10 protein-coding genes are annotated in these 13,532 nt (G+C 53.8%); 1 reads left to right on the forward strand and 9 read right to left on the reverse strand.

Annotated elements, in window-relative coordinates; genetic code table 11:
- Nucleotides 1-21: 21 nt before the first annotated feature.
- The 6 genes from AB5Z02_RS08055 to AB5Z02_RS08080 all read right to left on the reverse strand — a co-directional run bounded on the left by AB5Z02_RS08055 (nucleotide 22) and on the right by AB5Z02_RS08080 (nucleotide 6,724).
- On the reverse strand, nucleotides 22-270 hold the full coding sequence (locus AB5Z02_RS08055) for a GlsB/YeaQ/YmgE family stress response membrane protein (protein ID WP_005359720.1): 249 nt from the start codon (nucleotides 268-270) through the stop codon (nucleotides 22-24).
- A 248-nt stretch (nucleotides 271-518) separates the two neighbouring features.
- Entirely contained in the window at nucleotides 519-695 is a 177-nt protein-coding gene (locus AB5Z02_RS08060; RefSeq protein WP_005337420.1) for a DUF3606 domain-containing protein, read from the reverse strand.
- 257 nt (nucleotides 696-952) lie between these two features.
- Nucleotides 953-4,387, reverse strand: coding sequence for an ImpA family metalloprotease (locus AB5Z02_RS08065; RefSeq protein ID WP_368215813.1), 3,435 nt, complete (start codon nucleotides 4,385-4,387; stop codon nucleotides 953-955).
- 300 nt (nucleotides 4,388-4,687) lie between these two features.
- Nucleotides 4,688-5,443: a UDP-2,3-diacylglucosamine diphosphatase gene (lpxH, locus tag AB5Z02_RS08070; protein ID WP_368215814.1), complete on the reverse strand. Its 756-nt coding sequence runs from the start codon at nucleotides 5,441-5,443 to the stop codon at nucleotides 4,688-4,690.
- The gene (locus AB5Z02_RS08075; protein ID WP_368215815.1) at nucleotides 5,440-6,237 is read right to left on the reverse strand and encodes a DUF4269 domain-containing protein; all 798 of its coding nucleotides are present in this window, start codon (nucleotides 6,235-6,237) and stop codon (nucleotides 5,440-5,442) included. The genes lpxH and AB5Z02_RS08075 overlap by 4 nt, the downstream gene beginning before the upstream one ends.
- Nucleotides 6,227-6,724 (reverse strand): peptidylprolyl isomerase, encoded by a 498-nt coding sequence (locus AB5Z02_RS08080; RefSeq protein ID WP_368215816.1) that lies wholly within the window; start codon nucleotides 6,722-6,724, stop codon nucleotides 6,227-6,229. Before AB5Z02_RS08080 ends, AB5Z02_RS08075 begins: the two co-directional genes overlap by 11 nt.
- A gap of 212 nt (nucleotides 6,725-6,936) precedes the next feature.
- On the opposite strand from AB5Z02_RS08080, the gene cysS reads away from it, so the two are divergent.
- Entirely contained in the window at nucleotides 6,937-8,313 is a 1,377-nt protein-coding gene (gene cysS / locus AB5Z02_RS08085; protein ID WP_139441825.1) for a cysteine--tRNA ligase, read from the forward strand.
- A gap of 305 nt (nucleotides 8,314-8,618) precedes the next feature.
- Here the strand turns inward: cysS and AB5Z02_RS08090 are convergent, their stop codons facing one another.
- From AB5Z02_RS08090 to AB5Z02_RS08100, 3 genes are all read right to left on the reverse strand, one after another.
- Nucleotides 8,619-10,370 carry an ATP-binding protein gene (locus tag AB5Z02_RS08090; RefSeq protein WP_368215817.1) on the reverse strand — a complete coding sequence of 584 codons (1,752 nt, stop codon included), beginning with the start codon at nucleotides 10,368-10,370 and terminating at the stop codon, nucleotides 8,619-8,621.
- 11 nt (nucleotides 10,371-10,381) lie between these two features.
- Nucleotides 10,382-11,521 carry an SIR2 family protein gene (locus tag AB5Z02_RS08095; RefSeq protein ID WP_368215818.1) on the reverse strand — a complete coding sequence of 380 codons (1,140 nt, stop codon included), beginning with the start codon at nucleotides 11,519-11,521 and terminating at the stop codon, nucleotides 10,382-10,384.
- 1,102 nt (nucleotides 11,522-12,623) lie between these two features.
- A complete protein-coding gene (locus AB5Z02_RS08100) occupies nucleotides 12,624-13,379 on the reverse strand; it encodes an ABC transporter substrate-binding protein (RefSeq protein ID WP_159157109.1) in 756 nt (251 codons plus the stop codon).
- Nucleotides 13,380-13,532 lie beyond the last annotated feature (153 nt).

The following is a 13,532-nucleotide window of genomic DNA, read 5'->3' on the forward strand; positions in this document are numbered from 1 at the left end:
CACATAGATGGCGTTGGGGGGTCAGCTGCGGATCTTGTTGAAGACAAACAGGACGATAAGGGCGCCCACGGTCGCCAGCGCGATGCTCGGGATATTGAAACCGGTCACCGAGCCCAGCCCCAGCAGGGTACCCACATAGCCGCCAACCATGGCGCCGACAATCCCCAGCAGGGCGGTCATGAAGAAGCCACCGCCATCGCGGCCCGGCATGATCCACTTCGCCAGAATACCCACCAACAATCCCAATACGATCCAGGTGATAAAGCCCATGGATTAATCCTCTCTGTGTGTTTGAGTCCGCATTATAGGCAGGGATGCCGGGATGCGAAGGGCCAGACGGCGCTGGCTGGTCACAAGCTGTCGGACGGCGGCCGGCGCAGGTCGGGCTGCACAGTCCGGTTATGAGCGGTTGAAAGGCGGTATGTGCGTAGCCAAACCGGAGGCAGGACGGGCCCACGTAAAGGCCAAGATGAGAAAAGCCCCGCGAGCGGGGCCGGGTTTGTGACGGGGTTGTGCCCTCACTTCTTGAGGTATTTCCTGATCGCCTTGCCTGAGGTGCCGACTGCCTTGACCGCCCGTTTCAGCTGGACTTCGGTGCACTCGAACATTTTGATCCACTGCTTCATCTCATAGGGATCGTTGACATTGATCTTCTTGGCATCGAACGGGTGAGCGACCGCATTGCTGTCAGGCATACAAACCTCAACTTGTTGAAATAGCTGGCGAGAAAGATGTTTCTGCCTGAGCGCCATCATCCTCTCATTTGGCAAGGGGCAAGGTGACGGGGTTCACACAACCCGGGGACTGAGGGAGGAGTGCAGGTTTGCTTTGCTGATCTGTGAGCGATCACCACTTATTCCACCCTCTTCACATCATCAACAACGGGGCCAGAGGCTGGATAAACAACAAGCGCCCAGCCGGGCACTTGTTGTGGTTATCGCGATGACCCTATTCAGGGTGTTGGGCAGGCGCTTGGCGAGCCGCTGTTGCGGGGCCAGAGGGTGGATCCGTCGCTTTCAGAGAGCGGCAGGAATGTGACGCCTTCGCTCATGTTGGCTGGGGGCAGGTCATCCTCCAGCACATACATCCCCATCGGCAGGCTGCCATAACGCTGGTTGGCCTGCACCTGAGCGACCGCGAGGCTGGAGTAACGCAGGCCAAGCAGATCGAAGTGATTACGCCAGTCCCAGCCGGTGAGCCGACTGAGTGCAACCAGCATAAAGTCATTGCCCGGTATGTCGCGCACCCGTTTGCCGTCATAGACCGCATGCCCCGAGTAGGGGAACAGGCTAAAGCCGAGCGTATCCTTGTTGGCATTCCACTGCGCTTCACTGCCGGCTGCCGCGCCGAAGATCCGTGAATGCTGATAGAGCAGGGTGAAGATAGTGAAGCCATCGTTCAGCCGGGAGCCATCAGTCAGGAGCATACGGTGGGCGCGTAATGCCATCTGGATATAAAACGCCATGCGATAGCCGTTGTGGACGGCGTAGGCATTGCTCTTCCAGGGGGCTTCGTAGCGACTCTCGCCGGTATCGAGCACCTGGCAGTTGGCCCCGAGCACGACGCGGTTGCCACTCCTGTCCCTTACCTGCGCCGCATCAGACATGAACACATAGAAGAGATCCTTGTGATTCATGTGTCCATCCTTGATGGGAGCAGTGTTGCCATCCCTCAGATAATGGGCGCGCCACTTCACCACATAAGGGAAGATGTTGTTGGAGTTTTCCCCCGCCCGGCTGCCGTAGCCACTCCAGTTGTCGGCATCGCCTGCCGCAGCGTACTGCACGTTCAACCGGTTGGTCTGCAGGTTGTGGCCCAGTTCGTGATTGTCGAGCCAGCCGGTCGGGCTGATGCTGCCGGAAGAGTCCCACGGGTTGCCACTGCAACCGCTGCCGCAATGGGCATTCTGGTCATAGTTGGCATGCTGGATGATGGTGCGGGTATGAATCGACTCATCGAGACAACCCTCCCCCAGCAGTGCCACGCAGGCGTTTTTAACATCTGCCGGCAGCGACTCATCGAGCCCCTTGCCCTGAATTTTCAAGCCCGCCAGGGTGTAGACACCATTAATGTGATCCCGGGCGATGCTGTCGAGCAGGGCATTGGTGTCGGGGATGACGCCACCCACCGCCTTGGTGAAGCGATCCCGGCGCAGATGCTGTTCGGCGCCATCGGCCCGCAGATCGATATGGGGCAGCTCGGTTTGTTCCAGCCGCTCGTTGAACTCGCGTATCTGCTGCTCATCACTGAAATCCATGATGGCCGGATGACGGGTGACGCCCGTGGCGCTCACCTGGACGGCCAGCGATGCTGCCCCCCCTTCCAGATAGAGATAGATAGGGCCGCCATAAGGAGAGGTGAAGGTGACGCTGCCCCCCTTGGCCAAGATCAGTCGTCCGGTAGTCAGCTCCAGCGGGGCTCGATAGATCTTCTGCTCATAGGCGCGATTGGTGTTGGGCCTGTGGTAGTTGAGTCGGACGGTAGCGGACACATCGGCGTTATCGGTGCGTCTCAGGGTGATGGTTTGTCCCGGCAGGGCATACCAGCCGGTGGTGGTCCACTGCCCGCTGTAGGGAACCGCAATGCGCCGACTGTCGGTGAGCGTTGCGGGATAGGCGTAGTGGGCTGCTTGTCCCTTCACCACCTTGTTGCGATCGGTGACGTACTCCCCCAGATCGGGCTGGGCCGGGGTACGGGTGCGGGCATAGCTCACCAGCCAGTCGGCAAACATCGCCTGCTGCCAGAATTGATGTTCATCCCAGGCAATCGGGTAGTCGATGGCGGCACGGTATTTGTCGGCCAGCAGCAGGGTGGCGGGCAACAGTGTCACGCCGTCACGGGCAAAGGGACTGATCCCGGCCTTGTCGAGGGTGATGGCCCCATTTCTCAGCCAGTCGGCACCCAGCTTGAACTGCTGGTTGAAGCTCTCCGAGCCACCGCAATTGATAAAGTTGCCGCCGCAGCTATCGAGCCACTGGGTTGTGAAGTTGCGATCCAGAAGGTTGCCAAGCAGGGTATCGACCGCCATCAGCTGGGTGTCGGGTGCCATGATGGTGTTCACTGCCAGATCGCTGGCTCTGAGTTTTGACCAGTAGTTGCCCCAGGTGACCAGCCCCATATCGAGATAGAGGGGGCTTAGCAGCGGGCTGGCATCGCGCCGATAGTTGGAGAGCAGCAGCGGGATCCCGGCCGCTTTGGCCTTGGCGATCCCCTCTGCGATCCCCTGATACCCCAGCCCCTGGCGGTCGATATCGCTGATCACGATAAGCTCCGGCGCCATGCTATCGATACAGTCGCTCAGCGCCTGATAATCGCAGGTATTGGCCGGGTTGATGCTGTGCTTGTCGGGATAGATCGCCTTGAGCCAGTCACGCACGCCTTCGTTGTGGGGAAAATAGACGCTATCGGCGCGACTAGGCATCTGGGTGGTGAGGATGCGCAGGCCATCGCTATCCTTGCCGCGGGTCAGCCAGCCAATCAGCCCCTTGAGCAGCGCCTCGCTCTGCGCTGTGCGGTCAACGGAAAACAGGTTCGCCCCCATGGCGGCCTGACGGTAATCGGCTTGCTCGGAGACCATCACCAGACCCCGGATCTCGCTCTCCCCCTTGCTATTGATGTTGGAGGGGAGCAGGGTCATCGTGCTCTCCGGCTGGAAGCTGGAAAAGGTGATGGAGTCGTGGCTCGGGTTCCAGCTGATCTGTGCCATTCCCTGATAGAGGCTGCGAACCAGCTCGGTGCGGTGCGCCTCACTGTCGGCAATCGCCGCACGGGCATGGGCGATCAGGGATTGCTCGCTGGCAAGGGTATGATCTTCCCGGGCAATCGCATTGGCCGCATCGCTGATAAAGCGGGCCGAGACCTGACAATCGGCGCGCATGGGTGCTGTGGTGTAGGTATTACCCGTCAGGGTGCCCTCACACCCAGTGACCTGCGCCAGCACGAAGCCACTCTCGGGCTGCACGGTGAAACGGCCCTGTTCACCGGCGTTCAGACGCAGGGAGTCGGGGCTGAGTGCGCCCCCCTGAGAAGCGTGGGTGGTGGCGTTGAAATAGACGGCGGCACTCTCCTGCGTGAAGCTGGCCGAGATCTGGCAATCGCTGCTCATGGGGCCAGTGGTATAGGTGAGGCCGTCCAGGGTGCCATCACATCCGCTTATCCCGGTCAGGAGGTAACCGCTGTCAGCCTGTACCGAGAAGCGCCCCTGTTCACCCGCCGCCAACCGCAGGCTGGTAGGGTTCAACTGTCCGCCCACGCTGCTCTGGCTGGATGCCTCGAAATAGTTGGGGGTGACAGGGGGGCGGATAGGGGTCTCTTCCTGTTCGCCATCACCGCCGCCACAGCCTGTGATCAACAGCGCCAGTAAGGGGGTGAGAACCGTCTTTTTCATTGTTTGATACGTTCCTTGTGTTACGACGGGTAGGGGAGTCGGTAGTCTAATGAGCTGCCTTGCTTATTTCAACGCTGATTGAATGGTCATTTTGCTTTATTTTCAGCATCTTGGATGTTTTTTTTGCCAGCTTTTGCCGTATCTGGTGTTGCTGGCGCAGCAGAACCGATAGGGATGGGGAGAGCACCCCATCAGCACAGGCCATACCAGCCTGAGCTCACCGTAATGAGTCGCTTCACCGGGTTAACAGGGGGCGATGCCGGGCCGCAGGTTTTGCCTGCAACCCGCACAGGGGGGATGTCAGACGGATGGCTGAGCGGCGGGGTCGATCGTTGTCAGCGCCCGCATTTCCAGCCGCTGTTCGCCGGGGCGACAGACCAGCACCGAGCCCTGCTCGAACCAGTCCCCCAGCACGATGCGGCGGGCGGGCTGGCCATCGAGGGTGAAATCGTGGATGGCAGGTCTGTGGGTGTGGCCGTGGATCATCATTCGGCAGTCATGGGCGCGCAGGGTGTCGTCCACCGCCGCGGGCGTTACATCCATGATGATCTGGCTCTTGTGGGCATTCTCCATCTGGCTTTGGCCGCGCATCTTGCAGGCGATGGCCTGACGGCGGGCGAGCGGCAGTCGCAAAAAGAGCCAGCGCAGCCACTTGAGCTGGGTGATGCGGCGAAACTTCTGATACCCCTCATCCAGGGTGCAGAGCAGATCGCCGTGGCTCAGCACCACCCGCTCCCCATAGAGCTCGATAACGCAGGGGTCACCCAGCAATGTCATCCCAGCGCGCTTGGCAAACTGTTGCCCCAGCAGAAAGTCGCGGTTGCCGTGGATAAAGTAGATGGGCACGTTCTGCTGGCTCAGGGCCAAAAAGGCGTCGGCCATCTGTTGATGGAGCGGATTGGGGTCATCGTCGCCAATCCAGAATTCGAAGAGATCCCCCAGCACATAGAGGGCATCGGCGCCGGGGGCGTCGTGCTCGAGAAAGCGCACCAGTGCCGCGGTCATATCGGGCCGCTGGGCAGAGAGGTGAATGTCACTGATAAAAAGGGTGCTCATGATGTGGGGGTCGGGCTCTCGGTCGAAACAGGGCAAACGGGGGTGGCAGAGATAGTAGAAACAACTGGGGACGAATAGTGCGCTGCGGGCGCCATCGCGCCAGTTGAGGTATGGATATCGTCACGGGATGGCGGCTGCCATGCCAGCTCGGCCAGATTGCATCCCTCCAGCGTCAGCAGGGCGGCGTAAGGATCGCCCGCCAGACCCAGCAACCGGCACATTGCCGCTTCCCCTTTTAATCCCTCTTCAAGGCGCAGACGCAGCACTTCGCGGTAGAAGGCATCACCAAACCGCTCGAGCAACGCGGCCATCAGGGTGAGGTGGCGCCAGCCATTCAGCGTCTCGATGGGGGCGGGGGTGACATAGAGCTCCAGCAGCCAGCGGACATCGCTTTGATGGCAACCGCTAACAGCGCAGCTCTGGTCGAGGCAGGAAAAGGTGCGCTCCAGCAGCCAGACATTGTCGCCCTTGGGGCTCGCCTGCCAGCCTTGCTCTGCAAAAGTAGCGGCAAATGCCGCCGGATTAGCATGCTGGCAGAGAATATCGAGATCACTGCCGGGCCGATCGAGGCCGATGGCGAGCGTGCTCACCAGCGCCATATCGGCGCACTGCGCGGCCAGCTCATCCCACACACCGGCGGTGAGCAGGGCATGGGCCGAGTGCTGGCGCGGGTTGCCGTGGGCCAGATAGTCGAGGCGGCGCCAGTTCGGGCTGGCAGTGGGGGAGGCAGATGGAAAAACTGCGGCCGGGGCCGCAGTTTTGTCTGTGCCGAGTCGGCAGAGATCAGTCAGCAAGGGTCACCTTGGTGATCACTACGTCTTCTACCGGCACGTCCTGGTGGATGCGGCCGTAGTTACCGGTCTTGACGCCCTTGATCTTGTTGACCACGTCCATGCCGGCAGTCACTTCACCGAATACGCAGTAGCCGAAGCCCTGGGTGGTGGCGGATTTGAAGTCGAGGAAGTCGTTGTTGTTCACGTTGATGAAGAACTGGGCGCTGGCAGAGTGCGGCTCCATGGTGCGGGCCATGGCGATGGTGCCGATCTTGTTGGACAGGCCATTGGCCGCTTCGTTCTTGATGGGAGCGCGAGTGTCTTTCTCTTCAAAGCCCGGGGCATAGCCGCCGCCCTGGATCATGAAGCCGTCGATGACGCGGTGGAAAATGGTGTTGTCGTAGTGACCGTCACGGCAGTATTGCAGGAAGTTGGCCACGGTTTCCTGGGCTTTTTCAGCGTTCAGGGTGAGGGTGATGTCGCCGTGATTGGTGTGCAGAGTGACCATGATATGTCCTTTCATTTGATGCGGGCGACGAAGTGCCCGCAGGTGTATGGCATAAAGTGGTGGCAATTCTAGCCCATCAGGGGCTGGCGGCATAGTCTCTCTGGCGCCGTAACCGTGCTGGCAGGCGGGATTGGCCCTCTTTTCTGCCTCGTTTTCTGCCCCTGAACGGGGTATTATGACCAACCATTTTACTCACAGGCAGTGGTTAGAAGATGCTGAAGATATACAACACACTCACTCGTCAAAAAGAAGAATTCAAACCTATCCACCCGGGCAAGGTGGGCATGTATGTGTGTGGTGTCACCATCTACGATCACTGTCATATCGGCCACGGCCGCACCTTCGTCGCTTTTGATGTGGTGGCTCGCTACCTGCGTTACGCCGGTTACGACCTCACCTACGTGCGCAACATCACCGACGTGGATGACAAGATCATCAAGCGTGCCGCCGAGACCCAAGTGACCTGCGACGAGCTGACCGAGCGTCTGATTGGCGACATGCACGCCGACTTCGACGCCCTCGGCATGGTGCGCCCGGATATCGAACCGCGCGCCACCCAGCACATCGAAGAGATCATCGAGCTGGTGCAATCCCTGCTGGAAAAAGAGCACGCCTACGTGGCGGATAACGGCGATGTGATGTTTATCGTCGAATCCTATGCCGACTACGGCAAGCTCTCCGGCCAGGATCTGGAGCAGTTGCAAGCCGGTGCCCGCGTTGACGTGGTCGATGCCAAGCGCAACCCCCTGGACTTCGTGCTGTGGAAGATGTCGAAGCCCGGCGAGCCGACCTGGGAAAGCCCCTGGGGCCCGGGCCGTCCTGGCTGGCACATCGAGTGCTCCGCCATGAACTCCAAGCACCTTGGCAACCACTTCGACATCCACGGCGGCGGCTCTGATCTGCAGTTCCCGCACCACGAGAACGAGATCGCCCAGTCCTGCTGCGCCCACGGTGGCGACTACGTCAACACCTGGATGCACAGCGGCATGGTGATGGTGGATAAAGAGAAGATGTCCAAATCCCTTGGCAACTTCTTCACCATCCGCGACGTGCTGGCCCACTACGACGCCGAAACCGTCCGTTACTTCCTGATGTCTGGCCACTACCGCAGCCAGCTCAACTACTCGGAAGATAACTTGAAGCAAGCCCGCGCCGCGCTGGAGCGGATGTACACCGCCCTGCGCGATCTGCCGGTGGCCGCTGCTGCCGGAGGCGACGAGCAGGTGGCTCGCTTCGTTGATGCGATGGACGACGACTTCAACACCCCGGAAGCCTACTCCGCCCTGTTCGATCTGGTGCGCGAGATCAACCGCCAGAAGGGTGAAGACATGGCCGTTGCCGCCGCGCTGGGCGCCCGTCTGCGCGAGCTGGGCGCCGTGCTCGGCATCCTGCAGCAAGATCCCGAGGCTTTCCTCAAGGGTGACGAAGCGGACGAAGAGGTTGCCGAGATCGAGCGCCTGATTGCCGAGCGCAATCAGGCCCGTGCCGACAAGAACTGGGCTGCGGCGGATGCCGCCCGCAACCGTCTCACCGAGATGGGTATCGTGCTGGAAGATAGCGCCGGCAAGACCAGCTGGCGCCGTGCGTAAGGCCGGTGGCCTTGTTGGCGTCTGGTGCCAACAGGTTGAGCCAATAAAAAACCGCAGCCCTTGGGCTGCGGTTTTTGTTTGTATCTCTTCCCTCGACACCTCTTAAGCCTCTGCGATCTGCTTAAGCCTCGGTGGCCTGCGCTCTGATCCCCTCTCCCCTTGCGGGAGAGGGCTGGGTAAATCGGAGCCAGTTTGAGAGGAGTGTAGTCATTTATTTTAAATGGCTAAGTCAGTTATCAATTCCGTAGTTGTAAATAAAATTAATCACAACATTGTCTGAAAAGAAAATGACATATTGAAAATATTTATTCCGCCCAAAGTTTTTCTATATTTACATCTTCACTATCAGGTTGTTTTTCTTTTGCGAGTTCATCTACCTGCAATAACATAGGTAAATCAAAGGCTGTTCCTGTAGCAACACAGCACCCCCTTGATAAATTTGGAATCATGTTTCTAGACATGTTATCAAGAGTGCTTATTGTATTGTCTATTAAAAAAAGATCTCTTTCATTAACTAGCCGATGAATAAAAAAATTGTGGATTTGAGACACGATGGTTGGTGATATATCTGCTGGTCTCTGGCTTGAAAGTGTCAAAAAGAAGCCAAATTTACGACCTTCCTTAATTATTTCTTCAAAGGTTTCTAGGCGATAGTCTTTCCAGCTTTCACTCTCTCTTGTTGATTGTTGAGACAAAATGTTATGAGCCTCATCAATAATAAGGTGAATGGTTCTATCTGGTGGGTTACTCACAGCTATCTTATGTGGGTTGTAAAAGTGTTTTGCTATAAGGAGTGGGAGTACTTTTTTGATATCCTGGTTGCACTTCCGTAGTGATATTATAGTCACGGGTTTATTCGGTGGTGAAACATCTGTAATATGAATTACTTTAGATAAGTTTAATAATGAAGAATCTACGCGTTTTAGTAATGGTTGTATAAAATCAAATTGTACATAGCCGCTGATAAGATCACGTATTAACTGTATATGACATCTGATATTAAATTTATCCAGTTCGCTTAGGTTGTTTTGAATTGTAATTGAGTTGACATCACCTTCAAGTTTATTTCTATAGGTGAGGCCATTGGCATTAAAAAAAGAGTCATTTGGAATGTGAAATGCCTTGCTTGAACTATGATAGGATATATTACGTAATTTTCTCCTAATTATTTCGTTCCCGATGATGTTGGTAATTTCACGTATGAGGTCTAATAGTTCTGGGTGTGGCGCTGTAGCAGTGAAAACTTTCTCATAGGTTTTTTTGATATAGCTCAAAAAGTTTTCATCAGTATCATATCGCAATCGCCCATTTACAATTCTATTGATAAATGGTCTCTGAGTGTTTGGTGTGGCTTGAAAAAGCAAGCTTAGTGTATCTGTATCCCAAAATTCTGATTTTGCTAATGGGAACGAGCTTTCTTTATTGCGAGTGTTGAGTTGGTATATATTTTTATACTTTTCAGCAGTAAGTTGGCCATTCGTATATTCACCATTAAAGTCAATCACTATGAACTGGCTCTTGCCATTTATGGTTTTTATTTTTTTGTCAAATAATGTAGTATAAATGTTTGTGAGAGTATTTGATTTTCCGCTACCAGTATTTCCAAAAATACCTATATGAGAATTGAATAATTTTTTCCACGGGAGCGATATAGGTAGCTCTTCTTTTAGTAACTTACCTATAATAAAATCACCATCTGATTTTCCATAAATGTCAGGAAGTTTGTTTTCTTCAAGTAGAAATACGGGGTCTTTAATTAATGGTAGATGTTTAATGCCTTCAATAAATTGGTCGTTTTCAAAGTACCCGAGAGGCTTTAGATCAACAATCCTAATATGGTGGAGGTCATTGTCGATCTTGCTCTCGTCTAAGTATTCACCCTCGACGATGCAAATTATTTTTTTAAAACCACGTTCAATTTGAACAAATTCTCTTATCGATATGCCTTTGTATTTCGTGCCATCATAAAATAACAAGTCCTTGTTAGAGTTTTCAAAAACGCGAATAGATATTTTGACGCCTCTAACAGCTACCACCTCACCTACCAAAATTGACATAAATTACCTCGCTAATTTGGGACTTTTAGTATGTCGTTGTTGAATGCGTCAAAGTTAAGGTAAGTGTTGTGCTTGACTAATTTAACGTTATTAAATCCCTTAAAAACCTTACTCATATACTCTAATGATATATCATCAAAACAGCAGATATACATCGTCAGAGTTTTGTTTCCTAATGAACGTTTCACGAGGTTTGTTATGTGTTCATCCGCAAATGAAAATCCAAACACAATTAAAGTGGAATCATGCTTTTCTAGCTCGTAACTCATTAATCTAAGCATTTGATAATAGTGCTCATCAAACACTGTCTCATGGAATTTCCATTTTGTTGGATTCACGATAGGGAGCTTTTTGTATATATCCCAGAATTTATTTTCTATTGCTGAGAACTTTGCATCGAAAATGATCTTATCAAAATCATCTCGTACAGATTTTGTATTATTTAAAATTGCATCAAGCTCCGTTATTTTATCTGTTATAGGGAAAAAGAAGTTATCTGGGAATTTACATTTCTTATCCTCATAGTTGACTAATATTTTTCCATCACTTAATGTCCAGAATGCAGAGCCATGAAGATGGATTATATTTGCCTGTGGAACTTCAAAGATATTTTTTCCAAGTATCCCTTTTTTTATGGCAGATGTATCAAAGTTACAAGCATCTATGAACTTTCTACGAAATCCTTTTGAGCCATCATTCAGATTAAAATCTAGATCTGAAAACTCTAAAATGAGCTCCTCATAAGCATCAGCAAAGCAAGCATCATAGTTAGTAGTAAAAATATTTACCTTATTCTGGGATTTGTTTTTGGATGCGACCAACTTTAAGTTTTTAAGTAACTTCTTATAGTTTTCTATAATTGCCATTTTGGCAACATCATCAGGGACATCACATTCTGAACCGAGCTTAGTATATTGGATGTCAAATGTTATTACCGGGTGAATGCAGTTGATATAGTAATGAATGAACAGCAAAGTTTTTAAGTTTGTTTTTTTAGTATCTTCAAAATATTTACCAAGGGTTTCTATTGTCTCGTTTTTCATTTTTGTTGCAAGGGTCGGGAATAGACCAAAAGATGCGCCTGAACCTATTAAAAAATTGATATTGTTTTGCCAAATATCATTGATGTTGATCTCTTTGATTTGTTCCATATATTTGTTCTTTTATGTGATATGAAAGGAAATTATATCTGAGACTATATGATTATTTTGTAAGGGACGTAGGTTCGATTAGTGAAATCGTAATCGGACCTTCGAGAAATAAGGGGTTATTACGGTGAGATACTGACTATCGGGCCTTCAATATAAAGCCATTCCCCGATAGAGATATGTGCCGCTTACTGTTGTTTTTCACCTATGCAATATTTCAACGATACCTGTTGCATAAGTGAGACAATCTTATCTCGCTACGGGGTGGGCGAGGGGCTGACTCTGAGCTAATAACCCGCCCGATCTTTGCTCCGAATAGGTCGGGGAGTGTTACCGCGGTGCAATGCGTTGCGCTTATTGCACCCTACGCCTGTTAACTGGCCTCGGTGCTGCGGGTTGGCTGTTGCCCCCTGTTGTTCGCCGAGGTGAGCCCGTTTGTCCAGGCCGCGAGGCAGGACGCCGAGCGAGCNATGGATGGCCCATCGGCGCGTGACGTGGGACAAACGGATGAACCGAGGGAACCCGACGCAGGAGGGCGAACAAGTGGGGGATTAGACCTTTGGTGACTTTGGGTCTTTCCAAAGTCACTCGCCAAGCCGCGCAGCGGCGGCGAAACCTCGTCGAGGACGGAGTCCTCGTGTCCTGCATGGCGAAGCCATGCCAATACCTTGTTACAGGGCAAAGACGTTACCGACCCCCTCACCCTAACCCTCTCCCGCAAGGGGAGAGGGGACGGTTACCGCGGACGATTACGCTTCGCTAATCGACCCTACGCTAAAGTCGCTACCGCCCCTGACTGTCGCTACCAGATTGCGCCGTTGACCATTGATCTCGGAAAAGGGGTCAACAGACGCCCGTTGCCATATTACGGAGCCAGAGTGGTCTTATCTATGGTTTTGATGAGCTAACTATCAGAAAAGAGTGATTTTTTGCGCTGGCACAAACTTTTATTAATTAGCGATTAGTTGATGATTGTCGGGGCTTGGAGCTGGCAGGGCGGTGGGGTGATGCCGCGAGAGGAGTGCAAACGGTAAAAGAGGGGAGCGCAAACGTAAAAAAGCGAAGGGGCCCGCAGTGGGCCCCTTGTTGTTGGCGCTCGACGCCGCTATTTGGTGGCGGGGGTAGGGAAGTATTTGCTGTGCAGCAGCGGGTATTCGCTGCTCGCCAACACCTGGGTCAAGCCGGTCTGGAACTCCTTGACCAGCTCGTCGCTCACCGGATGGCTGAAGGCGAAGCAGAACTGCTCCGAGCTCAGCACCCACTGCTCCTTGAAGCGGGCGGGATCGAGTTTTTGTTCGACGATCAGCTGCTCCATGGTGGTCTTGTTGGTAGAGACCAGATCGACCCGGCCTGAGGTGAGCATCTTGAGCGCCTGTGCCAGCCGGTTGGCGGCCATCAGTTTGGTTTCGTCAAAGCCGTTGTTGAGCAGCAGTTGCTCCCCCACATCGGCCCGCACCGCTCCGATATTGAACGCCTTGGCATCGTCGAGCTTGGTGATGGTGATATTGCGATCGGCCAGCCCCACCAGCACGATCTCGGCATATCCGATGGGGCAGGCCCACTTGAACAGGGGGTCGCGCGCCTGGGTGCGGGCGGTGGAGAAGAGCACCGCATTGGGCTTTTGGGTCAGCAGGTAGTAACCGCGCGCCCAGGGCATGATGGTGACGGGCTGCGCCGGCGTATTGGTCTTTTTCCACACCAGTTGCAGCAGCTCGACTGCGAGGCCGGTGGGGGCACCGCTGGCATCGGCGTAGTTGTAGGGTTTGTACTCTTCGGTGATGTAGTGCAGTTTGCCGAGCTCAGGACTCGCCTGTGCGAGGGTGGCCAGCAGCGCCCCGGCCAATCCAATCCATGGTTTCATTTTTGCCATCCTGATCAAGGGAATATCTGCTCAAGTGTGACCAAGCTGGCCGATTTCGCCAAGGCGACGGAGCATGTTTGGCAAAAAAGCGCGGGTGCACAGTCCCATCCCGCGCCCAATGTCGGCGGCGATCAGGGCGTTAGCGCAGCGGCA

The organism is Aeromonas sp. R2-3 (genome assembly GCF_040908375.1).
GTDB lineage: Bacteria > Pseudomonadota > Gammaproteobacteria > Enterobacterales > Aeromonadaceae > Aeromonas > Aeromonas veronii.